This is a genomic window from Halorubrum sp. (assembly GCF_046498025.1).
GTDB lineage: Archaea > Halobacteriota > Halobacteria > Halobacteriales > Haloferacaceae > Halorubrum.
On sequence record NZ_JAWOBM010000021.1, the window covers coordinates 15285 to 38855 of the forward strand.

18 protein-coding genes are annotated in these 23571 nt (G+C 68.0%); 7 read left to right on the top strand and 11 right to left on the bottom strand.

Annotated features, from left to right (window positions below; all coding sequences use genetic code 11):
- Positions 1-54 precede the first annotated feature (54 nt).
- The gene (locus R6U01_RS05350) at positions 55-1404 is read right to left on the bottom strand and encodes a DUF362 domain-containing protein (RefSeq protein WP_410285427.1); all 1350 of its coding nucleotides are present in this window, start codon (positions 1402-1404) and stop codon (positions 55-57) included.
- A 375-nt stretch (positions 1405-1779) separates the two neighbouring features.
- On the opposite strand from R6U01_RS05350, the gene R6U01_RS05355 reads away from it, so the two are divergent.
- From R6U01_RS05355 to R6U01_RS05365, 3 genes are all read left to right on the top strand, one after another.
- Positions 1780-2541, top strand: a complete 762-nt coding sequence (locus R6U01_RS05355; RefSeq protein ID WP_410285428.1) for an IclR family transcriptional regulator — start codon at positions 1780-1782, stop codon at positions 2539-2541.
- 69 nt (positions 2542-2610) lie between these two features.
- Positions 2611-3813: an MFS transporter gene (locus R6U01_RS05360; protein ID WP_410285429.1), complete on the top strand. Its 1203-nt coding sequence runs from the start codon at positions 2611-2613 to the stop codon at positions 3811-3813.
- 90 nt (positions 3814-3903) lie between these two features.
- Complete coding sequence (locus tag R6U01_RS05365) at positions 3904-5160, top strand: CaiB/BaiF CoA transferase family protein (RefSeq protein ID WP_410285430.1); 1257 nt, start codon at positions 3904-3906, stop codon at positions 5158-5160.
- Here R6U01_RS05365 and R6U01_RS05370 read toward each other — a convergent pair whose 3' ends face one another.
- Positions 5161-6144: an NADPH:quinone reductase gene (locus tag R6U01_RS05370; RefSeq protein ID WP_410285431.1), complete on the bottom strand. Its 984-nt coding sequence runs from the start codon at positions 6142-6144 to the stop codon at positions 5161-5163. It lies immediately after the preceding gene.
- Positions 6145-6257: 113 nt separating this feature from the next.
- On the opposite strand from R6U01_RS05370, the gene R6U01_RS05375 reads away from it, so the two are divergent.
- Positions 6258-6641, top strand: coding sequence for a VOC family protein (locus tag R6U01_RS05375; RefSeq protein ID WP_410285432.1), 384 nt, complete (start codon positions 6258-6260; stop codon positions 6639-6641).
- 27 nt (positions 6642-6668) lie between these two features.
- Here the strand turns inward: R6U01_RS05375 and R6U01_RS05380 are convergent, their stop codons facing one another.
- The 5 genes from R6U01_RS05380 to R6U01_RS05400 all read right to left on the bottom strand — a co-directional run bounded on the left by R6U01_RS05380 (position 6669) and on the right by R6U01_RS05400 (position 11764).
- Positions 6669-6995: a Zn-ribbon domain-containing OB-fold protein gene (locus R6U01_RS05380; RefSeq protein ID WP_410285433.1), complete on the bottom strand. Its 327-nt coding sequence runs from the start codon at positions 6993-6995 to the stop codon at positions 6669-6671.
- Entirely contained in the window at positions 6992-8116 is a 1125-nt protein-coding gene (locus R6U01_RS05385; RefSeq protein WP_410285496.1) for a thiolase C-terminal domain-containing protein, read from the bottom strand. Before R6U01_RS05385 ends, R6U01_RS05380 begins: the two co-directional genes overlap by 4 nt.
- Before the next feature lie 327 nt (positions 8117-8443).
- Positions 8444-9943 (bottom strand): tripartite tricarboxylate transporter permease, encoded by a 1500-nt coding sequence (locus tag R6U01_RS05390; RefSeq protein WP_410285434.1) that lies wholly within the window; start codon positions 9941-9943, stop codon positions 8444-8446.
- Positions 9944-10555 (bottom strand): hypothetical protein, encoded by a 612-nt coding sequence (locus R6U01_RS05395; RefSeq protein ID WP_410285435.1) that lies wholly within the window; start codon positions 10553-10555, stop codon positions 9944-9946. It lies immediately after the preceding gene.
- Between the two features lie 120 nt (positions 10556-10675).
- Positions 10676-11764 carry a Bug family tripartite tricarboxylate transporter substrate binding protein gene (locus R6U01_RS05400; RefSeq protein ID WP_410285436.1) on the bottom strand — a complete coding sequence of 363 codons (1089 nt, stop codon included), beginning with the start codon at positions 11762-11764 and terminating at the stop codon, positions 10676-10678.
- A gap of 304 nt (positions 11765-12068) precedes the next feature.
- Here R6U01_RS05400 and R6U01_RS05405 point away from each other — a divergent pair, with 304 nt between their 5' ends.
- The gene (locus R6U01_RS05405; RefSeq protein ID WP_410285437.1) at positions 12069-12500 is read left to right on the top strand and encodes a universal stress protein; all 432 of its coding nucleotides are present in this window, start codon (positions 12069-12071) and stop codon (positions 12498-12500) included.
- Between the two features lie 83 nt (positions 12501-12583).
- Here the strand turns inward: R6U01_RS05405 and R6U01_RS05410 are convergent, their stop codons facing one another.
- A complete protein-coding gene (locus R6U01_RS05410) occupies positions 12584-13642 on the bottom strand; it encodes an isocitrate/isopropylmalate dehydrogenase family protein (RefSeq protein WP_410285438.1) in 1059 nt (352 codons plus the stop codon).
- Positions 13643-13797: 155 nt separating this feature from the next.
- Here R6U01_RS05410 and R6U01_RS05415 point away from each other — a divergent pair, with 155 nt between their 5' ends.
- Together R6U01_RS05415 and R6U01_RS05420 are read left to right on the top strand one after the other, a co-directional pair.
- On the top strand, positions 13798-14580 hold the full coding sequence (locus R6U01_RS05415) for an enoyl-CoA hydratase/isomerase family protein (RefSeq protein WP_410285439.1): 783 nt from the start codon (positions 13798-13800) through the stop codon (positions 14578-14580).
- Positions 14577-15779 (top strand): CaiB/BaiF CoA transferase family protein, encoded by a 1203-nt coding sequence (locus R6U01_RS05420; RefSeq protein ID WP_410285440.1) that lies wholly within the window; start codon positions 14577-14579, stop codon positions 15777-15779. The genes R6U01_RS05415 and R6U01_RS05420 overlap by 4 nt, the downstream gene beginning before the upstream one ends.
- Before the next feature lie 466 nt (positions 15780-16245).
- Here the strand turns inward: R6U01_RS05420 and R6U01_RS05425 are convergent, their stop codons facing one another.
- From R6U01_RS05425 to R6U01_RS05435, 3 genes are all read right to left on the bottom strand, one after another.
- Positions 16246-19209 (bottom strand): FAD-binding and (Fe-S)-binding domain-containing protein, encoded by a 2964-nt coding sequence (locus R6U01_RS05425; RefSeq protein ID WP_410285441.1) that lies wholly within the window; start codon positions 19207-19209, stop codon positions 16246-16248.
- Positions 19210-19380: 171 nt separating this feature from the next.
- Entirely contained in the window at positions 19381-21639 is a 2259-nt protein-coding gene (locus R6U01_RS05430) for an NADP-dependent malic enzyme (protein ID WP_410285442.1), read from the bottom strand.
- Positions 21640-21946: 307 nt separating this feature from the next.
- Entirely contained in the window at positions 21947-23557 is a 1611-nt protein-coding gene (locus tag R6U01_RS05435; RefSeq protein ID WP_410285443.1) for a thiamine pyrophosphate-requiring protein, read from the bottom strand.
- Between the last annotated feature and the right edge of the window lie 14 nt (positions 23558-23571).

The window sequence follows — 23571 nt, forward strand, 5'->3', positions numbered from 1 at the left end:
ACGTGTCGCGCCGTCCATTCGGTCTCCCCGGTGCGCCTCGCCGCGCGCCGACCGTTACGACTCGCGGTCCCCCGTCTCGTGCGGGGTCGGCGCGGCGAACTGTCCGTCGTCGAACCCGATCGGGCTCGGCTCCGCGACGACCCGGAGATCGTCGCGCTCGCGCGCCGCCTCGACGAGCGCGGTGGAGGCGTACAGCCGGTCGAGCCGCATCGTGTCCGTCGCCCGGAGCACGCGGACCGCGTCCGGGTCGACGACGCCGACGGTCGAGAGCGACGCGACGAGGCCGGCGCGGTCCGTCTCGACGACCGGCGGCAGTCGGACCCCTCGCGTCGTGCTCGCGGTGATCGCGTTGATGAGCGTGGTCGAGCTGTCGAGTTCGGCGGCCAGATCCCGGTGGACGAAGTCCGCGGATCCCATCCCCATGGCGTTGCCGTGGGTCGTGTCCGTCAGCCCTCGCACGAAGATCCGCTTGACGTCCGGAAGTTCCGGCTCCGGCTCGTTGATCGCGAACGGGCGGCGACCGATCACGTTCGTGTCCATCCCCTGTCCGCTGACGTCTTTCCCCTGCCGATCGAGGACCAACACGTCGACGTCGTCGAAGGGGATCGTCGGCAGGCGGTCGTAGGCGAGCTCCAGCAGCTCCGCCTCGCGGTCGAGGAAGCCGGACGCGGGGACGCCCTCGATCACGGTCGTGTCGTCGAACTGGTCCTCGACGATCGCGACGCCGCCCGCGACTGGGAGCTCGGCCAGCAGCTTCCCCGCGATCTCCGGGATCATGTTCCGGAAGCTCCAGTCGACCGCCCACTCGTGGGCCGTCTTCGCCCCGCGCTGTTTCCCCATGCCGATGACGAGCATCTTCGAGAGCCCGCTCTCGACGGGACCGTCGTAGTCGGTGTGCGGCTTCACCCGATTGACCGGAACGATCGCGTCGGCGTCGGCGGCGTGGGCGTCCGCGTAGACGGGGACTCCCCGATCCCGGGTCTCGCCAATTTGCACGACCTCCATGCTCGATCGGATCTCGCAGCCGATCGCCTCCGGGGTCACTCCGAGGGATTCGAGCATCTCCCGCTGGCCCTCCGCGGTGGCCCCGCCGTGGCTCCCCATCGCCGGAAACACGAAGGGGTCGTATCCGGCGTCCCGAATCGCACCGACGACGCCGGCCACGATCGCCGGGAGGTTGGCGATACCGCGGCTGCCGGCGCCGACGGCGACCTCGCCGCCGTCGGGCACGCCGTCGAAGTCGAGCGACGCCACAGCCTCCGCGGCCGCGGCCTCGACGTGCTCGCTCGGGATCGGGTCCGTGTCCCAGTTCCGCTCGATGAGTCCCAGCTCCGGGAGCGGCGGGTCGCCGCACGCGTCGACCACCGTCGCCTCGGGCACGACGAGGTCGTCGAGAGTGTCCATACAAACGCGTCCCGCTCGACCGAGATAAACGTGGGGGCCGACGCGGTTCGTCTCAGGATCGAGCCGAGGCTGACGGAGCGTCGAACGCCTGCGTCCGCCTCTGAGTTTCGTTACATCCATACGTCTGTAATGGAGGCTGCTGGAACAGCCGCGACATCCGAAAAATCCGGATCGGCATTTCTCGACGGGATCGCTCGTTCCGTTGCCGATTCGACGAAATTAGCCGTCTGGATACCGTAAGAGGTGTTTCACACGCATATATCGCGGCTCAGATAGACGAACTCACAACGTTCTTTCGGTGACCGAGAGCGCATAAAATATTCTTTAGTATCCGAGTACTCGGGAACTTAAGTAGTCAGGCGCGAACAGACACGCATGGAGAAAGAGCTCAAATCGGTCGCAAAGACGACCGAAACGTCGTTACGGCTGGTCGATACCCTCCGAGGAACAGACGGGATGAGTATCGACGAACTCTCCGAGCATCTCGGATTGGCTCCCAGCACGGTTCACCGGCACCTCGCGACGCTGAAGAAGCACGGGTACGTCGTCCGCGACGGTGACGCGTACGCGCTCGGCCTCCAGTTCCTCACGATCGGCGGTCAGATTCAGCGCCGGGTGACGGCTTACCCCATGATCAAGGAGAAGGTCGACGCCCTCGCCGCCGAGACGGGCGAGCGCGCGCAGTTCATCGTCGAGGAGAACGGCGAGCGGGTGTACCTCTACACCGAGGTCGGTCAGAGCGCCGTCCAGACCGGCGCCCACGTCGGGAAGCGCGGCGCGATCCACACGAGCGCGGCGGGGAAGGCGATCCTCGCGGCCTACGACCGGGACCGGGTCGAGGAGATCCTCGACGCTCGCGGACTCGACGCCGGCCACGACGCCATCACGACCCGCGAGGAGCTGTTCGAGGAGCTGGATCGGATCAGCGACCGCGGCTACGCGTTCAACCGACAGGAGACGACCGCGGGCGTCCACGCGGTCGGCGCGGCCGTGCTCGCCGGCGGCGAGGTGGTCGGCGCGCTCAGCGTCTCCGGGCCCGCCAACCGGATCACCGGCGACCGCTTCACCGAGGCGCTCCCGGAGCGCATCCTCGGCGCGGTCAACGAGCTGGAGCTCCACATCGAACACTCGGTGTGACCCCCGCTGTCGGCCGACCGCGGCGCCGCTCCCGAGAGTTTATTACCGCTCTCGGCGCTGGTTAAAGCGATGAACGCGAACGACCGGGCGCTCGTGCGTTTTACCTCTCTCGCCCACGCGATGTTTCACACGTACGAACTCTCGATACCGCTGTTCGTCGGGCTTTGGATGGTGGAGTTCGACGTCTCCGCGGCCGTCATCGGCACCGTCATCGGCGCCGGCTACGCGTTCATCGGCCTCGGCGCGCCGGTGAGCGGCGTCCTCTCGGACCGGTTCAGCTCGCGGCGCCTGATCCTGGCCTCGATCGGGGGGATGGGGATCGGGTTCGGGATCGTGGCGCTCGCGCGCGGCGTGGTCTCCCTCGGGGCCGCCGTGCTGCTGTGGGGCTGTTTCGCGAGCGTTTACCACCCCGCGGGGCTCTCGCTCATCAGCCGCACCGCGGACGCCCGCGGCACGGTGTTCGCGTACCACGGCGCGGGCGGCAACGTCGGCACGGCCCTCGGTCCGCTTCTCACGGCGCTGCTGCTCATCTTCGTCGACTGGCGGATCGCGGCCGGCGTGCTGTCGGCCGTCGCTCTGCTCGTCGGCGTGGCCGGCACGCGGATCGAGTTCGACCTCGGCGAGGCCGAGGAACCCGGCGAGCGGGGGTCGATCGGCGACGAGCTCCGTCAAACCGCTCGGGACTCTCGTACCCTGTTCGCCACGGCGTTCACGGTCGCGCTCGTCGCGGTGCTGTTGTACGGGACGTACTACCGCGGCCTGCTGACGTTCCTCCCGGACGTCCTCGCCGAGTCCCCGACGCTCCGGCCCTTCGAGCTGCTCGATCAGACCGTCCAGCCGGCGCAGTACGTGTACACCGCTCTCCTGACCGTCGGCATCGGCGGCCAGTACGTGGGCGGACGGTTGACCGACCGCGTCTCCAGCACGACCGCCTTCTTCGGCTTCTTCGCGGTGCTCGCCGGCCTCGCCGCGGCGTTCCCGTTCGTCCGAGGGCTCGGTACCGTCGCGCTCGTCGGGATCTGTCTCCTGCTCGGCTTCTTCGTGTACGGCACGGCGCCGATCTATCAGGTCGTCATCGCCGAGAACGCCGGCGAAGCCGTTCAGGGGCTCTCGTACGGGTTCACCTATCTCGCGATGTTCGGAGTCGGAGCCCTCGGCGCGTCGCTCGCGGGATTCGTGCTCACGAGCTCGACGAGCGCCGTGTTGTTCTTTGTCCTCGCAGGGATCGCCGGACTCGGCGGCGTCGCGGTGTTGCTGTTGACGCGGCTCTAAGGCCCCCGGCTCGGATCCGAGGCTCCGATCCGGGTCGTCGCCCACCCGCACTCTCCCAAGTTTTATGCTGTCGTCGTTGGAGTGATCGGTATGAGCGCAGACGAAAAGCGACAGCGACTCTTAGAGGAGATCGTCGTGGTCGACCTGACGACGTTCGTCACCGGGGGGTTCGCCACGCTGATGTTGGCGAACCAGGGAGCGGAAGTGATCAAGGTCGAGCGTCCGGGCGTCGGCGACGACAGCCGGTACTCGGGGCCGCCGTTCGTCGACGTCGAGGGGTACGAGGGCCCCGGGCGGCCGGCGTCCGAGGAGGGCGAGTCGCCGTACTTCTGGACGGTGAACTACGGGAAACAGAGCGTCGAACTGAACCTGAAGACGGAGGCGGGGCTGGCGGCGCTGTACGACGTCGTCGCCGAGGCGGACGTCGTCGTCGAGAACTTCCGACCGGGCACCGCCGAGCGGCTCGGCGTCGGCTACGAGACGCTCCGAGAGCACAACGACGAGCTGATCTACTGCTCGATCTCGGCGTTCGGCGAGACGGGCCCGTGGAGCGACCGACCGGGGTACGACCTGCTCGTGCAGGGGATGAGCGGCATCATGAGCGTCACGGGCTACCCCGACGCGCCGCCGGCGAAGGTCGGGCTCCCGCAGACGGACCTCATCACCGCGATGTGGTCCGCGTTCGGGATCGTCACGTCGCTGTACAACCGCGAGCGGACCGGCGAGGGCGAGCGCGTCGAGCTCGGCATGCTCGACGCCGCGCTCCCCTGGCTCACGAAGCAGGCCGGCAAGAGCTTCGTCGGCGAGGAGACCTCGCGGATGGGGACGAAAGACCCGGTGCTCGCGCCGTATCAAATGTACCCGACGGCCGACGGTCACCTCAACGTCGCCTGCGGGAACCAGAAGCTCTGGGAGGAGTTCTGCGAGGCGACCGGCCGCGAGGAGCTCTCGACGGACGAGCGCTTCGCCACGAACTCGGCGCGGGTGAACAACATGGACGCGCTCGAGGCGGAGCTCTCTGAGGTCCTGCAAACCAAGACGACCGACGAGTGGGTCGAGCTGCTGGCGGACGAGCGCGGCCTCCCCGTGGGCCCGGTGTTCGACGTCGACGAGGCGCTCGACAACGAGCAGGTGCGCGCCCGCGGCGTCGTCGGCTCGATCGACCACCCCGCCGCGGGGGAGATCCCCGTCATCGAGCACCCGCTCAACTACGAGCGCGCCGACTCGGGGTTCGAGAAGGCCCCGCCGCTGCTGGGTGAGGACACCGTGCGAGTGTTGGAGGCGGTCGGCTACGACGACGCCCGGATCGAGGAGCTGATCGAGGCGGGCGCGATTCCTGAGCCCTGATCAGCGGCTCGTGTCGAGGACGACCTTCCCGAGCGTCCCCGAGGATCGCAGTTCGGCCAACGCCTCTGGCACCGAGTCCAGCCCGAACACCGAGTCGATCTCCGCCGTGAACGCCCCGTCTGCGAGGCGTTCGCCGACGCGTTCGAGGATCGCCGCCTGATCACCCCGCGAGGCCACGATCGACATGAACCGCAGGTCCGCGTCCGCCTGCTTCGCCGCCATCGACGTGCCGCCGTCGACGGTGATGGGTCCCTGCTCCCCGATAACGACGATCCGGCCGCCGCGCGTCAGACACGCCAGGTTCGCCGCGAGGTGCGCGTCCGCCTGCGGCTCGAACACCACGTCGACCCCGCGCCCGTCGGCCGCCGCCGCGACGTCGTCGGCGAGGGTCTCGCTCCGGTAGTCGACGACGGCGTCAGCGCCGAGCCTCCGCGCGAACGCGGCCGGCTCGCCCTCCCGGGCGGTGCCGACGACGGTCGCCCCCGCCGCCGCGGCGACCTGCACCGCCGCGTGGCCCACCCCGCCGGACGCGCCGTGGACCAGCGCCACCTCGCCCACCCGCAGGTCGCCGCGGGTCACGAGCGCGCGCCAGGCGGTCGCGAACGCCATCGCGGCCGCCGCTCCCTCTCGAAACGGGACCGACGCCGGGAGCGCTGCCAGCTGTTCGACCGGCGCGACCGTGTACTCAGCGTACGTCCCCGGAGAGAACAGGCCGAGCCCGGTCGCGAACACGCGGTCGCCCGGCTCGACTCCCGTCACGCCCTCGCCCACGGCCTCGACGACGCCGGCGAGGTCGGAGCCGCCGACGTGCGGGAGCCCGGACGGAGGGCTCACGTTCCCCTCGCGGACGTACTCGTCGATCGGATTCACGCTCGCCGCCTCGATCCGCACGAGGGCCTCCCCCGGACCGGGGTCGGGGCGGTCGACGGTCTCCAGGGTCAGTACGCTCTCGTCTCCGTGTTCGTGGAATCGGACGGCACGCATACCGGCCCCTACGACGGAGCGGGCTATAGTGTTGTGCCCGCGGTCGGCGCGGAGACGCCCGTCGAAGTCGCGACCCGCGGAGCGCTTTTGTACCCGCCGCACGGAGCGGTCGCATGCACGTTACCGGTCTCGATCACGTCGTGTTGACCGTCGCCGACGTCGACCGCGCCGTCGAGTTCTACGCGACTGCCCTCGGCGGCACGGCCGAGACGTTCGACGGCGGCCGACGGGCCGTCTCCTTCGGCGACCAGAAGGTCAATTTTCACCCGGCCGACGACGTGTACACGCCGCACGCCGACCGGCCGACGCCGGGCAGCGGGGACCTCTGTCTCGTCGTCGAGGACCCCCTCGACGGGCTCCGTCGAGACCTCCGCGACCGCGGCATCGCGATCGTTCACGGCCCCGTCGAGAAGGTGGGTGCGCGCGGCCCGACGGAGTCGGTGTACGTCCGCGACCCCGACGGCAATCTGGTCGAGTTGGCGCGGTACGACGCGTAACCGACCGCCGACGGAGCCGTCTCGCGCTCACTCGGCGGCGGCGATGCGAACGCCCCGCAGCGGCCCGTCCTCGGTGACTCGGAGCTCGCGGTCTCCGACCAGCCGCACGGCGTCCCCGACCGAGAGCTCTCCGTCGAGCTGGGCGATGACGCTCGCGCCGCCGGGGAACGAGGCGAGCCCCAGCGCGTTCGGCTCGCGGACCCCGTCCGGCGTGACGTGGACGGTCGTCACGGCGATCAGCTCGCCGGTCCCGGCCGGGACGCCGTCGAACGCACTCCCGTCGCACTCCGGACAGCGGTGCTTCTCGTAGTACGTCCGGCGCCCACAGTCGCGGCATTCGAGCAGTTCGGTCACGCGTCGGCCTCCAGGAGGGTGCAGACGGCGTTGTTCCCGAACCCGGCGACGTTGACGGCGAGCCCGCGGGACGCGCCGTCGACCGCCCGCTCGTCGGGCAGGTCGCCGCGGAGCTGCCACACGAGCTCGATCACCTGCGAGATCCCCGTCGCGCCGAGCGGGTGCCCGCGGGCCTTCAGTCCGCCGCCGGGGTTAACGGGGAGGTCCCCGTCGAGATCCGTCCGACCGTCGCGGGTGAGCTCCCACGCTCGTCCCGTCGGCGCGAGCCCCAGCTCCTCCATCTCCAGCCACTCGAGGATCGTGAACGCGTCGTGGATGCACGCGAGGTCGATCACGTCCGCCCCGAAGCCGGCCGCGTCGTACGCGCGCTCGCCGGCGGTCCGCACGCTCTCGATATCGAGCGGGTCCGCCCGGTCGGCGACCGCGTGCGTCCCGGTGGCGCTCTCGCAGGCGGCGACCGTCACCGCGTCGCCGGTCGCCGACGGACCCGCCTCGATCACGACCGCCGCGGCCCCGTCGCTGGTCGGACAGCAGTCGTAGAGGCGCAGCGGCTCGGCGACAGGCGGCGACGCGAGCACGTCCTCGACGTCGATCCGCTTGCCGAACTGGGCATACTCGTTCGAGACCGCGTTTCCGTGGTTCTTTACGGCGACCCGCGCCAGGTCGCGTCGGTCCGCGTCGGTCTCGCGCAGGTAGGCGGCCGCCGCCAGACCGCCGAAGGACGGAAGCGTGATCCCCTGTTCGTACTCCCGGTCGTGGGTGATCCGACTGATGATCTCCGTGGCCGTCGCCGTGTCCGCGGCGGACATCTTCTCGCCGCCCACGGCCAGCGCTCGCTCGTGCCGGCCGCTCGCGACCGCCGCGACCGCGTCTTCAAACGCGCTGGCGCCGCTCGCGCTGGTGTTTTCGATCCGGCGAGCCGCGACGCCGGTCATGCCGAGCCCGCCGACGAGCGCGTTCGCCAGCCCGGACCGGCCGTTGAACGCCTCGGCGGCCATGTTCCCGACGTGGACCGAGTCCACGCCGCCCGGTTCGCGGTCGGCGTCGTCGAGCGCGCGTTCCGCCGCGACGAGGAGGAGCTCGGGGAGCGGTCGCTCGTCGGCCCCGGCGAACGCCGTCATGCCCACGCCCGCTATCGCCGGAGAAACGCCGTGAGCCGGTGATGCGTCTGCTGCCCGCGCTTCTCGCTTCTGGGCGGTCATCGTACGCCAGGACACAGACGCTAGACCGGTATATAGGTACGGTTCCGGGCACTCGTCACGCGCGAACGCGGCCGCCGCGAACGGCACCGTCACCGACCGAGCGCGAGCTCGTCGGCGGTCGAATCGAGGACGTATTAAAAGAGTCGAGCCGGATACCGCAGTGAGAAGCGCGTCAGTCGGTCGCCGTCCGTCGACGCCCGACCGAGTGCCGAAGCGATCCGCCGTGCCGGAGAGGCCGGCGACGTGCTACCGGCGGCTATCCACCACCTCCCGTATATACGGCCCGAGGAACGGTCCGACCAGCGCCAGGATGATCAGGATGGAAATCCCGAGCGACAGCGGCCGGCTCGGCGACACGAAGATGCCGTACCCACCGCCCGAAAGCTGGAGCGCGCGGAAGAAGTTCTCCTCGGCTATCGGCCCCAGAACGATTCCGAGGACGAACGCTATCACCGAGTAGTTGTACTTCACCATGTAGTACCCGAGGATGCCGAGCGCCAGCACGCCGAAGGCGTCGAACCAGCTCCGCCTGAGGCTGAACGCTCCGATAAAGGAGAGGACGATGACCATCGGGATGATGACGTCCGTGTCCAGCTTCGTGATCGCGCTCGCGTACGGGATGATCGTGTACCCGACGCCGAGGATGATGATGTTCCCGAGGAACACCGAGACGAACAGCGCGTACGTGATGTGGAGCTGATCGCCGAACAGCCCCGGGCCGGGCTGGAGCCCGTGCATCAGGATCCCGCCGAGGAACACCGCCGTCGAACCGCTGCCCGGAATCCCGAACGAGAGCGTCGGGACCAGCGACCCGCTGACGGTCGGGTTGTTCGCCCCCTCCGGGGCGATGATCCCCCGCGGGTCGCCCTCGCCGAAGATCCCGTCGGCGGCCGACGAGCGCGCCTCCTCCGCGTACGCGACGAACGTCGACGTCGTCGCGCCGGACCCGGGGACGGCGCCGATCAGCATGCCGATCACGCCCGCCTTGAACATCGCCTTCGGGTACTTGAACACCGTCTTGATCCCGTCGACGATGCTGCCCGTGATGCCGACCGCGTCCTCGGCGATCTGCGTCTGGACCGCGAGCTTCATCATCTCCGCGAAGGCGAACATCCCGATCAGGGCGGCGACGAAGTTGAGCCCGTCGTACAGCGCGAGCTGACCGAACGCGTACCGCGGCGTCGGCGCCATGATGGCGATGCCCATCGTCGAGACCATGAAGCCGAACGCGCCCGCCACGATCCCCTTCAGGATGGACCCGTCCGCGACGATCGTGATGAGCGAGATGCCGAGGATCGCGAGGAGGAAGTACTCAACCGATCCGAACAGGAGGACGACCTCGATGAGGACCGGCGAGATGAGGATCAACAGGATCGCGGCGACGAATCCGTTCAACGCGGAGGACGTCGTCGCGATCGCGAGCGCGTTCTTCGCGAGCCCCTTCTTCGCCATCGGATAGCCGTCGAGCGTCGTCGCGGCCGCCGACTCGGTCCCGGGCGCGTTCAACAGGATCGCCGAGATGCTCCCGCCGAACATCGCGCCGCTGTAGATGGAGATCAGGAGGATGAGCGCGGGCGTCGGGTCGAGCGGGACGGTGAGCGGGAGGACGATCGCCATGCCGACTGGCGATCCGATCCCGGGCAGCGCCCCGAGGACGATCCCGGCGAGGAGGCCGGCGGCCATCCAGCCGATGACCGGCCAGCTCACCGCGATCTGTATGCCCTCGACGAGGCTTCCGACCGCCATTCAGAGCCCCCCCGTGAACACCAACGCTCCCTGATCGAACGGCATGAGCAGGAAGACGACGAACCCGTACACGATGACCGTCGCGAGCGCGGCGAGGAACGCTCCCTTGAGGAGGTTCACTCTGAACCACGTGGTGTACACGAAGACGAAAAACGGGGTCACGTAGAGGAAGCCGACCGCCCACCCGAGCGCGAAGTAGACGCTCGAGAAGACGATCATTATCACCGTGTTGTTGATGTCGATGCCCCACTTCTGATGCAGCGGGAGGTCTTTCACAGCGACATCGTCGGTGTCGTCGTCGTCGGTATCGACGTACCTCTCGTCGATGTCGGTGTCCTCGACGTCCGTGGAGTCTTCCTCCTCTTTGGCGCCCTCGATGGCGCCGATGCCCTCGGTGCGGCTCTCTTCGAAGCTCCCCGTCATACTCACTTCCTCGGCGACGAACTTCCGAAGCGGTCCCGGGAGGTAGTTCTGTATGAGAAGGAGGAACGATCCGATCCCGACGACCTGTGCCATCAGCTGCGGGAAGATCGCCGCGTTCTCCGGGTAGTCTTTGAGTATCGGGTCGACGTAGAACACTATCGACAGCCCGAGCAGCGTTACGAGCAGCACGTGTTCCGCTGTGATTGCTTCAACTCGTTTTGAGTAATTTACCATGACAGTCTTGTCTCATGCGGCGCACTCCAAGTATAAATAAATTAAGTACGACGGACCGATCGGGTCGCGATCGGTTCAGGGCTGGTTTTCGTTGACGAGTTCGAGGATCTCGAGTTCTTCGAACTGCGTGAAGGCGTCCTCGAAGTTCTCCTCGGCGACCTCTGGTCCTTCCCACACGACCGGGTTCCCCGTCTCGTCGCTCCACTCCTGCACGGACTCGTTCTCGGTGGTGCGTTCCAGCACGTCGGCGTAGAAGTCGACGATCTCTTGATCCGCGTCTGGCGGGGCGTAGATGCCACGCCAGACGCCGCCGACGAAGTCGATCTCCGGGTAGTCGAGGTCCGTGACCGAATCGATGTCCGGGTAGACTCCGGTACCGGGCCCGAAGAACGTCACCACGGGGTAGATCCGGCCGGTGTCGACGACGGACTGCGTTCCCGCGTCGGTCCCGATACCACACGGGACCTCGCCGCTGGCGACCGCCTGCGCCACCGGGCCCGTCCCGGTGTACTGCACGCGGCTCTGCCAGTTCCAGCCGACCTCGTCCTCGTACTCGTACTTGTACAGCAGGACGATGATGTCTTGGGAGCTTCCGGACGACTGGACGCCGATGTTCTCCCACTCGCCGCTATCGTACTTCTCGAGGACGTCGTCGAACGTCTCGACCTCGCCTTCGTACTCCTCGTTGACGACGAGACACCACGTCGACTGTCCGACCACGCCGAGCCCGGTGAGGTCTCGGATGTCGAAGTCCGGCTCGTTGAGCAGCTGCGGGGCGACTTCGAGCGGCCCGGCGTTGCCCGCGATGGTCTGCCCGTCGGGCTCCGAGCGATACAGCTCCCCGAGACCGTTCAGACCGCCGGAGCCGGGAATGTTGTCGATCTGCAGCGATTCGCCGAGCTCTTCCTGGAATCCCTCTTGGATCCCGCGTGCGTACGTGTCGGTTCCGCCGCCCTCGTCGTACGGGACGATGTACCGGACCGTTCCCTCGGGAGACCATCCGTCGCCGCCGTCGTCACCGTCGCCGCCGTCGTCACCGTCGCCGCCGTCGCCGGCACAACCGGCCAGCGAAATGGCGGAGGTTGCGCCGATGGCCTGCAGCAAGCGCCGTCGCTTGGTGTTCGATATCGATTCGACCGAATCGGTTGGTGTTTCGTCAGTCATGTTGTCACGTTGGTCGGCTCAGCTGGATTTTTCGCCCGGATCGGCGTTCTGGGGTTGGCCTTTACCGTGTCCGTCCGTGATATTAAGTGGCAATATCATAAATGTTTCTATCAAACTCCTCGTCCTCCGACGCGGAGTCGGGGTTCTCCGTCGGTGAGGGCCTCACCGGGGGGACGGCGACTGCTCGGCCACTGGCGGTTTTCGCGTCGTTCGCCCGACGTGCCGAACCCCCCTCTCTCGGGTGTACATCCCCCTTCAGTGGCCGGGAGGGATCTTTTATATGCCGGGGTCGACTACGAACGGTATGGTAATTGTGGCAGCCGTCGACCGGTCGGAGAGAGCGCGGGATATCATCGAAGAAGCGAGCGAGCTCGGAGAGGCGTTCGACGAGCCAGTTCACGTCGTCCACGTGTTGAGCCGCTCGGAGTTCGTCGACCTCGAGCGAACCAGCGTGAGCGACACCGGCAAGTCGATCCCGACCGCCGACATCCTGCAGATCGCGGAGGACATCGCGCAGGAAGTGATCGACGAGTCGGACGTCGACGACGCGATCCCGGTGGGGCTGCTCGGCGAACCGGCCGACGAGATCAGCGACTACGCCGAGTCCAACGACGCGAGGTACCTCGTCATCGCCGGCCGAAAGCGGTCGCCGGTCGGGAAGGCGCTGTTCGGGAGCGTCGTTCAGTCGGTGATGCTCTACTCCGACGTGCCGGTCGTCGGGCTTCGAACCGAGTAAACTACCCCACCCTACTCCCTCGGCGCTACGTGCCTCGGTCCTTGAGGCCGGAGGCTCCACCTCGATAATGCTGAATACGCCGATCAGAGCCGTTCCTCGATCGCCGCGACGACCTCCCCCGTCGACGCCGATCCGCCGAGGTCCGGTGTCACCGAGTCGTCGTCGGCGTCGGCGAGCACCGCTCGGACCGCGCTCCAGAGGGTGTCGGAGACGGCCGACTCCCCGAGATCGTCGAACAGCATCGCGCCCGAGAGCACGGTGGCCATCGGGTTCGCGACGCCCCGCCCGACGATGTCCGGGGCGCTCCCGTGTACGGGCTCGAACATCGACGGGTACTCGCCGTCGACGTTGATATTGCCCGACGGCGCGAGCCCCATGCTGCCGCTGACGATGGCGCCGATGTCGGTGAGGATGTCGCCGAACAGGTTCGACGCGACCAGCACGTCGAACTCCTCCGGCCTGCGGACGAGGTCCATGCTCCCGGCGTCGATGAGCAGCGACTCGACCTCGACGCCCGGGTACTCGGTCGCGACGTCCTCGACGACGTCGTCCCAGAACGTCATGCTGAACGCCTGCGCGTTGGACTTCGTGATGCTCGTCAGGTGCCCCTCGCGCTCCGTCGCCGCCTCGAACGCCGCCCGCACGATCGTCTCCGTCCCCTCTCGGGTGAACACCGCGCTCTGGATCGCCACCTCGTGGTCGAACCCCTCGTGCACGCGGCCCCCGGCGTCGGAGTACTCCCCCTCCGTGTTCTCTCGGTACACGACGAAGTCGATGTCCCCGCCTTCGTATCCCCGGAGCGGGCTCTCGACGCCCTCGAAGAGTATCGACGGGCGCTTGCACACCTGCTGGTTGAACCCCTTCCGGATCGGCAACAGGAGCCCGTGGAGCGTGATGTGGTCCGGGACGTCGGGATGACCGACCGCGCCGAGGAGGATCGAGTCCGCGTCGACGATCTGATCGAGCGCGTCGTCCGGCATCATCTCGCCCGTCTCCAGGTACCGCTCCGTTCCCCAGCCGTACTCCGTGAACTCGACGTCGACGCCGTGGCGGGACGCCGCCTCGTGAAGCAGCGGGAGCGTTTCGTCGACGACTTCCGGGCCGATACCGTCGCCCGGTATGGTCGCTATCTCGTAGGACATGGTTTCGGAATTCACTCACGCTAAGTAAACTCTTTGGTACGTGGCACCCCTTGCCTCTCCACGGGTGACGCGCTCGCTCCCGCGTATCGGCGCGCTTCCAGTCGGACGCCTCCCCCACTCACAATACTTTTGAGACCTGCACGCGAGGTTGAGCCATGGTAGGTGAGACAGCGTACGACAGTATCTCCGTCGACGTCACAGACGGCGTCGCGGTCATCGAGTTCCACAGGCCCGAGGTGTACAACGCGCTCAACGACACGGTGATGCTCGACATCCTCCGGGCGTTCGACGAGATCCAGCTCGACCGCTCCGTCGACGCGGTCGTGATCACGGGCGAGGGCGACGACGCCTTCTCGGCGGGCGCCGACATCTCGCAGTACGCGGGCGCCGCCGAGGACCACGACCCGCGACAGAAGGACCGCCAGGAGCTGTTCTACGAGATGTACCGCAAGCCCTTCGAGTGCCACGCGCCCGTCATCGCGAAGATCAACGGGTACTGCGTGGGCGGCGGCCTCATCTTCGCGATGTTTTGCGACATGCGGATCGCGGTGGACGACGCGAAGTTCGGCGTTCCCGTGACGGACATCGGCCAGATCCCGACCGGGAACTCCACGTGGCGGGCGATCGAACTCGTCGGCGAGGCGAAGGCGAAGGAGCTCGTCTACACCGCCGGAATGATCGAGGCGGACGAGGCGGAACGGATCGGGCTCGTCAACCACGCCGTCCCGCGCGACGAGCTCGACGAGACGGTCGATGAGATCGTCGAGGCGATCCAAGCGACGGGCCGGTCCGCGGTGAAGAACTCCAAGCGCGCGCTCAACCACGCGGTCGACGCGCAGAGCGCCGAGGAGAACCGCTCGTTCGAGGCCGAACTCTGGTGGGAACAGTTCGCGACCGACGAACGCGAGCGGCTCGTCGACAAGTTCAACGACGCATGACCGGAGGACCGCTCGCCGGACTGACCGTCGTGGAGATGACCGGCCACCGGGCGGGACCGTTCTGCGGCGCGCTCCTCGCCGACATGGGCGCCGACGTCGTGAAGATCGAGCGGCCCGGCGCCGGTGACCCCGCTCGCCACCAGGGGATCGGTCCGGACGGGAAGTCCGGCTACTTCATGGCGAACAACCGGAACAAACGCTCCGTCACGCTCGATCTCAAGTCCGACGCCGGTACCGAGGCGGCGCTGTCGCTGCTGGAGGCGGCCGACGTGTTCGTCGAGAACTTCGGCTACGGCGTCACCGACAAGCTGGGCGTCGGCTACGAGGCCGTCCGCGACCGGAACCCGGCGATCGTCTACGCCAGCATCAAGGGGTACGGCGAGACCGGCCCCCGGAAGAAACAGGCCGGCCTCGACCTCATCCTCCAGGCGGAGGGCGGGATCATGAGCGTCACCGGGCCCGAGGGCGGCGAGCCGGTGAAGGTCGGGCAGGCCATCGGCGACCTCACGACCGGCATGTTCGCCGCGATCGGGATCCTCGCCCGGCTCTACGAGCGGGAGGGCCCGGAGGCCGGCGACGGCGAGTCGTTCAACGGGAAGTTCGACGTCGGGCTGTTCGACTCCATCGTGACACTGCTGAACGAGTACCTCACCTCGTACTCGATGGACGGATCGGTGCCGGGGCCGCAGGGGACGTCCCACCAGACGCTCGTTCCGTACCAGCGGTTCGAGACCGCCGACGGCGCCCTCGTCACCGGCGTCCCGAGCGACGACCGGTGGGACGACTTCGTCGAGCTGGTCGGCCGCGAGGAGCTGGCGGAGTACCCGACGAACGACGACCGGTACGAGCACGCCGACACCGTCGTCGGGATCATCGAGGAGGAGTTCGCGACGGAGCCGACGGAGTACTGGCTCGACCGCCTCATCGACTACGGCTTCCCCTGCGGGCCGATAAACGACGTCGAGGATGTCGTCAACTACGACCAGACGCGAGCCCGCGACCTCGTCGTCGAACACGACGACCCCGATTGGGGCGAGTGCCTGCTCCCGGGCCACCCGATCAACTTCCCCGAGCACGACGACGTCGTCCGGTCGCCCGCGCCCCGGCTGGGCGAGCACACGGAGTCCGTGTTCGGCGAGCTCGTCGGCGATCAGACGACGCTCGACGAGTGGCGCGAGGACGGCGCGTTCGGCGACTAGGACGAAACGTCGATTTCTCGTCGCGTTTGTTTATAAGTGGTTGATCGGGTATCGACGGTGAACTCCTCCAAAGCCGCAGTCGCCGCCGGCTGCCAGAGGCGCTTCGCGCCTCGCTGCCGCTCGGCTGTACGTCGTTGTCTGCAGTAACACGGAGGGGACCCACAAAGCCCCAGCCGCGAGGACTCGCGCGACTCGCTGCGCGCTTCGGTCGCTCACTCCGTTCGCTCCCTGCAGTGCTTGCGTCGTCGTGCTTCGCCCTCGCGGCTGCCCCTTTGAGCCCCACCCCGCACCGCAACCTCACACCTCCCCAGCCTCGCGGCTCCCTACGGTCGCCGCGTCCCTCGCGCGTGCTCCTCGCGGCCGACCGGCCGCTCGGAGGCACGCGCCACCGCCTCGTTCATTTATAAAAGGTCGCCGTCGCTCGCTGCTATTTAAATAGCGAACGACACCTGTAGGCCGCCGCGCCCTACGCCAGCGCGTCGGCGATCTTCTCGATCGGGTGCGGCGGCTTCTCGTCGTACTCGTCGCCGATCTGGGTCCGGCAGGACGCACCGGGTGCGACGACCGCGTCGCCGTCGCTGTCGTCGATCCGGTCGAACAGCATCGAGCCGATGGCCTGGCTCATCGAGTAGTGCTCCGACTCGTAGCCGAACGTCCCCGCCATCCCGCAGCAGCTGGTGTCGAGCGGGTCGACCCGGAACCCCGTCCGCCGGAGCACGCCGACAGCGTGGTGGTCCTTCTTCACGGACTTCTGGTGACAGTGCCCGTGGTACGTGAGCCGCTCCGCGCCGCCGTCGGCGTCGAGCGCCTCGTCGAGCCGGTAGGTGTCGAGGTACTCCAACACGCCGTAGGCGTTCTCGGACACGCGGACCGCGGCGTCCGACGACAGCAGGTCGAGGTAGTCGGACTGGTACATGACCGCGTCGGACGGCTCGACGACGACGAGGTCGCGCCCGTCGTCCACGTGGGGTGCCAGCGCCGCGACGTTGGACTCGGCCGTCTCGCGGGCCTTCCCGAGGAGCCCCTTCGAGTGCGCCGGACGCCCGCTGTCGGTGATCTCCTCCGCGACGGTCACGTGGACCCCCGCCGCTTCGAGCACCCTGACCGCCGCCTTCCCGGCGTCCGGGTTGTTGTAGTTCGTGACCGTGTCGGGCACCAGCACGACGCGGCGGTCCGCGGCCGCCTCGCTCACCGCCGACCCGCCGCGGTCCCCCCACCAGTCCACGAACGTCTCGCGGTGGAACGTCGGGAGCGAGCGCTCGCGGGCGATGCCGAGCGTCTTCTCCATGGCGAGGCGCGCGCCGGGGACCTTGGTGCCGAGGTTCGACAGCGGCGCCGTCGCGCTCCCCACCTTCGAGAGCGCGTCGACGTTCGCGAACAGCTTCGACCGGAGGTCCGCGCCGTGCTCCTCGTGGTGGGCGTGTTCGACCTCCACCTTCATCTTCGCCATGTCGACCTCGCTGGGGCAGTCGATCGCACAGCCCTTACAGCCGATACACAGGTCGAGCACCTCGCGCATGAACTCCGTGTCGAACTGCTCGCCCTCGGGGAGGTCACCGCTCATCGCCTGCCTGAGCAGGTTCGCCCGGCCCCGCGTGCTGGTGATCTCTTCCTGTGACGCCCGGTAGGTCGGGCACATCACGCCGCCCGTCCCCTCCTGGCTGGTGCGACACCCGCCGCAGCCGTGACAGAGCTCGGCCATCCCCTGGAACCCGTTCTCGTTCTCCCACTCCAGGGCCGGTTCGAAGCCCGCGTCGAACTCGTACTCCTCTCCGAACCGGAGGTGCTCGCTCATGTCGAAGTCCCCGCAGACGCTGCCGGGGTTGAGCAGCCAGTCCGGGTCGAAGGCGGTCTTCAGGTCCTGGAAGACGTTCCAGAGGCGATCGCCGTACAGCTTCCGGTTCCACTGGGTCCGGGCGCGCCCGTCGCCGTGCTCGCCGGAGACCGACCCGCCGTACTTCACCGCGAGGTCCGTGGCGGCGTCCGAGATGGACACCATCGTCTCGGTCCCCTCGGCGGTCTTCGTGTTGATGAGTGGCCTGACGTGCATGCAGCCGGGGCCGGCGTGCGCGTAGAAGCTCCCGAAGGTGTCGTGGTCCTCGAAGATCTGTTTGAACTCCTTGGTGTACTCCGGCAGGTGCTCCGGCGGGATCGCGAGGTCCTCGATGAAGGCGATGTGCTTCTCGTCGCCCGTCCGCGACAGCAGGATCGGCGTCGACGCCTTCCGCATCTTCCAGAACTTCTTCTGGGTCTCCTCGTCGTACGCCGCCATTCCGTCGAACGCCAGGTCGCCGACCCGGTCCTCGAGGAGGTCGTCGACCCGCCGCTTGGCCGACTCCTCGTCGTCGGCGTAGAACTCGATCAGCAGGAACGAGTCCGTCTCGTCGGGCAACAGCCCGATGACGTCCTTGAAATCCTCGAGGTCGCGCGCCAGTTCGACGAGGACGCCGTCGAGCACCTCGACCGCCGCCGCGTCGTGTTCGAGGATCGGGCCGACGTCCTCCATCGCGTCGAGCAGGTCGTGGTACGTGAGCAGCGCGACTCCCTTCGTCTCCGGGATCGGTTCGAGGCTCACCTCCGCCTCGGTGACGATGGCGAGGGTCCCCTCGCTTCCCACGAGCAGGCGCGCGAGGTTGACCGTCCCCGTCTCGGCCTCCTCGACCAGCACGTCGAGGTTGTACCCCGACACGTTCCGTTTCAGGTCGGGGAACCGCTCTTCGACCTCGTCGGCCTCCTCGTCGATGATCCGGACGACCTCCGCGTAGATCCGCTCGAGGAGATCCCCGTCGGGGTCGGCCGCCGCGCGCAGCTCGGCGACCGCGATCTCGCCGAACGTCTCGACGCTCCCGTCGGCCAGCACCGCCTCGACCTCCTCCACGTACGCGTCCGTCTTCCCGTACTTCAGGGAGTGCGCCCCGGTCGTGTTGTTTCCGATGGCGCCGCCGAGCGCGCTCCGGTCGGCGGTCGACGGATCGGGCGCGAACTTCAGGCCGTGCGGTTCCAGGACGCGGTTGAGCTCGCCGAGGGTGATCCCGGTCCGGGCCCGGACCCGCTCGCTCTCGGGGTCGACGTCGACGATGTCGGTCATGTACCGCGTGAAATCCAAGACGACCGCCTCGTTCACCGCCTGGCCGGCGAGGCTCGTCCCCCCGCCGCGGGGCAGCGCCGGAATTCCCTCCTCGGCGCAGTACGCCATCGCCGCGGCGACGTCGGCGGTCGACGTCGGGTAGACGACCCCGATCGGCGTCACCTCGTACGCGCTGGCGTCGGTCGCGTACATCTGCTTGGAGTACTCGTCGAAGCGCACGTCGCCGTCGACGAGCGCGTCGAGGTCGGCCACGAGCGCCGAGTCCTGCGACGGTTCGCTCTGGTAGTCGTAGTTCGCCCTCGGATCGGTGGACGGGTCGGGTGCTGTGTTCTTGGATCCCATCTGTATTCGGCTGGTTGGAATGATTCAGCGTGGCGTACTGATGAATGTTACGCGTCCACACGGTAGGGCGGTCGCGACGGAACGCGTTGACGGGTCGCGACGGAACGCGTTGACGGGTCGCGACGGAACGCGTCGGAGACCCAACCGCGCGAGCGGACCCCGCCGGGCGGGTTAGTCGCGCTCCTGGGCGTCGACGACGGCGACGCTCGCGAGGTTCACGATGTCTTTCACCTCGTCGCCCCGCTGCAGCACGTGGACCGGCTTGTCCATGCCGACGAGCATCGGCCCGATGGCGTCGGCGTCGCCCAGCCGCTGGAGAAGCTTGTACCCGATGTTCCCCGACTCCAAGTTCGGAAACACGAGGACGTTGGCGGCCTCGTCGAGCTCGGAGAACTCGTAGGTGTCCGTGAGCATCTCCTCGACGAGCGCGGTGTCGGCCTGCATCTCCCCGTCGACGGGGAAGTCGACGTCCGGGTCGTCGCGGAGCATGGCGGCCGCCTCTCGCGGCGCGCGCGTCGTCTCGGCGTCGACGCTCCCGAAGTTGGAGTACGACAGCAGCGCCGCCCGCGGATCCACGTTGAATTGCCGCGCTAACTCCGCGGTGTGCCGCGTCGTCTCCGCGAGGACGTCGGCGTCGGTCTCGCGGTTGACCGTGACGTCGGCGAAGAACACGACCCGGTTCCCGATCGTCAGCATGTAGACGCCGGAGACGTACTCGGCGTCGTCCGCGGTCCCGATGACCTGCAGCGGCGGTCGGAGCGCCGAGGGATAGTGGTGGGTCAGCCCCGTCAGCATGGCGTCGGCGTCGCCCTGGTCGACCATCACGCTGCCGAGGTAGTCCGTACTGTTGCGGATCAGGTCGCCCGCCTCGTTGCGCGTGATACCCTTCCGCTTGCGGAGCTCGTGGAGGCGATCCGCGTACTCGTCGTACTCCCCCGTCGTCGGGTCGACGACGGTCGCTTCGAAGTCGAGACCGAGGTCGTCGACGGTCCCCGCGATCGCGTCGGCGTTACCGAGCAGCACTGGCTCGGCGATCCCCTCCTCGGCGAGCTGGTACGCCGCGCGGATCATCTTCTCGTCTTCCCCTTCGGCGAGCGCGATGCGCTTGGGCTCCTGTTTCGCCTTGTTGACGACGATCCGCATCATCTCACGGGACTTCCCGACGCGTGCCTCCAAGTCGTTCCGGTACTCCTCGAGGTCGACGTCGTCGCGCGCCGCGCCGGACTCCATGGCCGCCTTCGCGACCGCCGGAGCGACCTCGAACAGCACGCGCGGGTCGACCGGCTTCGGGAGGATGTACTCCGGCCCGAACTGCAGCGGCTGATCGCCGTACGCCTTCACGACGGCGTCCGGGACGTCCTTCCGCGCCAGCTCGGCGAGCGCCTCCGCGCAGGCGACCTTCATCTCCTCGTTGATCTCCGAGGCCCGCACGTCGAGCGCGCCGCGGAAGATGAACGGGAAGCCGAGCACGTTGTTCACCTGATTCGGGTAGTCAGACCGGCCCGTCGCCATGATTACCGTGTCGTCGCGGGCGTTCTTCCCCTCCTCGTAGCCGATCTCCGGGGTCGGGTTCGCCATCGCGAAGATGATCGGGTTGTTGGCCATCGACCGCACCATCTCCGGCGAGACAATTCCGCCGGCCGAGAGGCCGACGAGCACGTCCGCTCCCTCCATCGCGTCCGCGAGGTCGCCGTCCGCGACGTCTCGGGCGAACTCCTGTTTGTACTCGTTGATGTCGCCCGCCTCGGCGCGCTCCCGCGTGATGATCCCCGTCGAGTCACAGAGCGTGATGTTGTCCCGCTCGACTCCCAGCGAGACGTAGAAGTGCGCGGTCGCGAGCGCCGACGCGCCGGCCCCCGAGAACACGACTTTCATGTCGCCGAGGTCCTTGTCGACGATGTCGGCGGCGTTGATGAGTCCGGAGCCGTTGATGATGGCGGTGCCGTGTTGGTCGTCGTGGAACACGGGGATGTCCATCTCGTCCTGGAGTCGGTTCTCGATCTCGAAGCACTCCGGCGCTTTGATGTCTTCGAGGTTGATCCCGCCGAAGGTCGGCTCCATCGCGGCGACCGCCTCACAGAAGGGGTCGACCTCCGAGATGTCGAGCTCGACGTCGAACACGTCGACGTCCGCGAACCGCTTGAACAGCACGCCCTTCCCCTCCATGACCGGTTTCGATGCCGTGGCGCCGATGTTGCCCAGCCCGAGGACCGCCGAGCCGTTCGAGACCACCCCGACGAGGTTCCCCTTCGCCGTGTAGTCGTACGCCTTCTCGGGGTCCTCGGCGATCTCGCGGCACGGTCCCGCCACGCCGGGCGAGTAGGCCAGCGAGAGGTCGCGCTGCGTGTTCGTCGGCTTCGTCGTCGCGATCTCGATCTTCCCGGGCGGATCGGCCCGGTGATACTCCAAGGAGTCGTCTTCCAGTGTCATACCGAACGATCACGCGAACCGCATAAATACTTATGGGCAGCGCCTCGTCTCGCCCGACTTCCCGCGTCGGTGAAACCGCCTGGCCGCAGCGACGGGACCCGATACGAGCGTCCGGGATCGGGCGGTGCGGCGGCGTCGTGGGACCTCGCCGTGCGACGCCTCCGATGAGCACTCGCTCGGGCGATCCGAGTCGCGGAGCCGTTCGGTGGACGGAGCGCCGCCTCGCCCGCCCGGAACGCGGCCGACGGCCGACCCGTCCGAGCATCTCGGACGGCCCCGACAGACGCGTTCTCCGGCCCGCTTCCGCTCAGTCGAGGTCGGGCCGGGAGAGCTCGGTCTCCTTGGCAGTGATGATCTCCAGCAGGGCCGGCGTCCCCTCCTCGGTCTTCTCGACGGCGCGTTCGAGCGCGGGCGCGACCTCCTCGGGGTCCTCGACGCGCTCCCCGTAGCCGCCGAGGGCCTCGCCGACGTCCGCGAAGTCGCCGCCGAACGGCGTGTCGTACGACGCCATCTCGTAGTTGTTCAGGTGGATGGTGAGGATCGGGGCGTCCTCGCGGGCCGCCGTCTCGAAGTCGAGCCCCGTCATCCCGATGGCGCCGTCGCCCATGATGTTGATACAGAGCTTCTCCGGGAAGCGGACCTTCGCGCCGATCGCGAGGCCGAGCCCGTAGCCGAGCTGCGTCGTCTTCCCCCAGCCGATGTACGAGAGGGGTTCGTCCGTCTCGTAGAACGGGGCGAGGAAGTCCCGCGGGTTTCCGGCGTCGGCCGTGATGATCGTCTCGTCGGGGTCGACGACGTTCGTGATCTCGTGGATCACCCGGTAGGGGTTGATCGGCGTCTCGTCTGACGTGAGCTTCGGCTCCCACTCGTCGAGCCAGTCGGATTTGACCGCCGCGATCTCCTCGGCCACCTCGTCGAAGCGGCCGCGGTCCTCCTCGACGCGCTCGTCGACGGCGTCGACCACCGCGTCGAGAACGATCTGCGCGTCGCCGACGAGCGTGAGCTCCGAGTCGACGTCCTTGTCGATGTCGGTGGGATCGAGCGTCGAGTGGATGACGGTCTTCCCCTCGGGGACCGTGATCCCGTACGCGGTCTCGGTGAAGCTGCAGCCGACGCCGAAGAGGACGTCGCACTCGTCGAGGAAGTGCGCGAGCTGTCCGGGTTCGCTCTTGCTCCCGGCGCCGAGCGAGAGCGGGTGGCTCTCGGGGAAGGCGCTCTTTGCGTTCAGGCTCGTGGCGACGGGCGCTTCGAGCGTCTCAGCGAGCTCCGTCAGCTCGTCCCACGCCTTCGCGTAGTGAACCCCCTGCCCGGCGAAGATGACCGGGTTGTCCGCGTCGACGAGGGCGTCCGCGACCGCCGGGACCGCATCGGGGTCCACGCCGGCGCGGTTGGCGCTCGAGGGGGTGTACTCAAAGTCGTCGGGCGCGTCCTCCCAGAAGACGTCTTTCGGGACCTCGACGACGGCGGGACGGGGACGGCCGTTGCGCGCCGCGGTGAACGCCCGGCGGAACGTCTCCCCGACCGCGTCCGGGTCCGTGAGCTGCTCGCAGGTCTTGCTCACGCTCTGGTAGGCGATCAGGGAGTTGAATTTCGGATCGACGTCCGTCTTGGCGCGGTCGTAGCCCGCCGGGATCGCCACCAGCGGCGCCGACTCGCCGTACGCCTGTGCGACGGCGCCGATGGAGTTCTCCGTCCCCGGCCCGTGCTGACAGGCGAACGCGACGACCTCGTCGCCGGACGTGAGCCGACCGATCGCGTCCGCCATGTGAACCGCCGTCCGCTCCTGGCGGGTAATGATCGTTCGGAGCCCGGCGTCCTCGGCGGCGCCCGTGTCGAACAGCGGATTGCTGGGGAATCCAAACAGGTACTCTACACCCTCCTCTTTCAGTGCGTGCGCAATGGCTTCTGTAACGTTCATCTTTTATTTAGTCG

What these genes read in the sequence shown, in the direction of transcription:
- R6U01_RS05350 (WP_410285427.1), bottom strand. Translation starts at nt 1,404, where the DNA reads ATGGACACTCTCGACGACCTCGTCGTGCCCGAGGCGACGGTGGTCGAC.
- R6U01_RS05355 (WP_410285428.1), top strand. Translation starts at nt 1,780, where the DNA reads ATGGAGAAAGAGCTCAAATCGGTCGCAAAGACGACCGAAACGTCGTTA.
- R6U01_RS05360 (WP_410285429.1), top strand. Translation starts at nt 2,611, where the DNA reads ATGAACGCGAACGACCGGGCGCTCGTGCGTTTTACCTCTCTCGCCCAC.
- R6U01_RS05365 (WP_410285430.1), top strand. Translation starts at nt 3,904, where the DNA reads ATGAGCGCAGACGAAAAGCGACAGCGACTCTTAGAGGAGATCGTCGTG.
- R6U01_RS05370 (WP_410285431.1), bottom strand. Translation starts at nt 6,144, where the DNA reads ATGCGTGCCGTCCGATTCCACGAACACGGAGACGAGAGCGTACTGACC.
- R6U01_RS05375 (WP_410285432.1), top strand. Translation starts at nt 6,258, where the DNA reads ATGCACGTTACCGGTCTCGATCACGTCGTGTTGACCGTCGCCGACGTC.
- R6U01_RS05385 (WP_410285496.1), bottom strand. Translation starts at nt 8,116, where the DNA reads ATGACGGCGTTCGCCGGGGCCGACGAGCGACCGCTCCCCGAGCTCCTC.
- R6U01_RS05390 (WP_410285434.1), bottom strand. Translation starts at nt 9,943, where the DNA reads ATGGCGGTCGGAAGCCTCGTCGAGGGCATACAGATCGCGGTGAGCTGG.
- R6U01_RS05400 (WP_410285436.1), bottom strand. Translation starts at nt 11,764, where the DNA reads ATGACTGACGAAACACCAACCGATTCGGTCGAATCGATATCGAACACC.
- R6U01_RS05405 (WP_410285437.1), top strand. Translation starts at nt 12,069, where the DNA reads ATGGTAATTGTGGCAGCCGTCGACCGGTCGGAGAGAGCGCGGGATATC.
- R6U01_RS05410 (WP_410285438.1), bottom strand. Translation starts at nt 13,642, where the DNA reads ATGTCCTACGAGATAGCGACCATACCGGGCGACGGTATCGGCCCGGAA.
- R6U01_RS05415 (WP_410285439.1), top strand. Translation starts at nt 13,798, where the DNA reads ATGGTAGGTGAGACAGCGTACGACAGTATCTCCGTCGACGTCACAGAC.
- R6U01_RS05420 (WP_410285440.1), top strand. Translation starts at nt 14,577, where the DNA reads ATGACCGGAGGACCGCTCGCCGGACTGACCGTCGTGGAGATGACCGGC.
- R6U01_RS05425 (WP_410285441.1), bottom strand. Translation starts at nt 19,209, where the DNA reads ATGGGATCCAAGAACACAGCACCCGACCCGTCCACCGATCCGAGGGCG.
- R6U01_RS05430 (WP_410285442.1), bottom strand. Translation starts at nt 21,639, where the DNA reads ATGACACTGGAAGACGACTCCTTGGAGTATCACCGGGCCGATCCGCCC.
- R6U01_RS05435 (WP_410285443.1), bottom strand. Translation starts at nt 23,557, where the DNA reads ATGAACGTTACAGAAGCCATTGCGCACGCACTGAAAGAGGAGGGTGTA.